Source organism: Maritalea porphyrae (genome assembly GCF_027213965.1).
GTDB lineage: Bacteria > Pseudomonadota > Alphaproteobacteria > Rhizobiales > Devosiaceae > Maritalea > Maritalea porphyrae_A.
In genome coordinates this window covers 1-262 of the sequence record NZ_JAPWGX010000051.1, presented here as the reverse complement: position 1 = coordinate 262, position 262 = coordinate 1, and the positions used below count along the sequence as shown (strand labels likewise).

At 67.2% G+C, this 262-nt stretch carries 1 protein-coding gene; it reads right to left on the bottom strand.

What is annotated here, in order from left to right; all coding sequences use genetic code 11:
• On the bottom strand, positions 1 to 262 hold a 262-nt coding region (locus tag O4H47_RS17990), incomplete at both ends, for a hypothetical protein (protein WP_269395398.1).

Below are 262 nucleotides of genomic sequence, written 5' to 3'. Positions count from 1 at the left end.
AGGCTGTGCAGGTCCGGCGCGGCGGGTGCGTGCTCAACCCGTACCTGCCAGAGCTGGCAGTGCCGTGCGCTGTCGAGTTTGCGTGCCTGGCCGAAGCCCGCTAGTTGTTTGGCGGCGCGTTCAATGCCGGCGCGTTTTTCACCGACCAGAAACAGCTCGCGCCCGCCCAGGCGCGCCGCCAGGGCGTTGAGCAGGTACTCGGTCAGCTCGCGGGATTTCGGCAGAAACAGCACGGCTGTCTGGAAGTCGCGTTCGCCAGGCT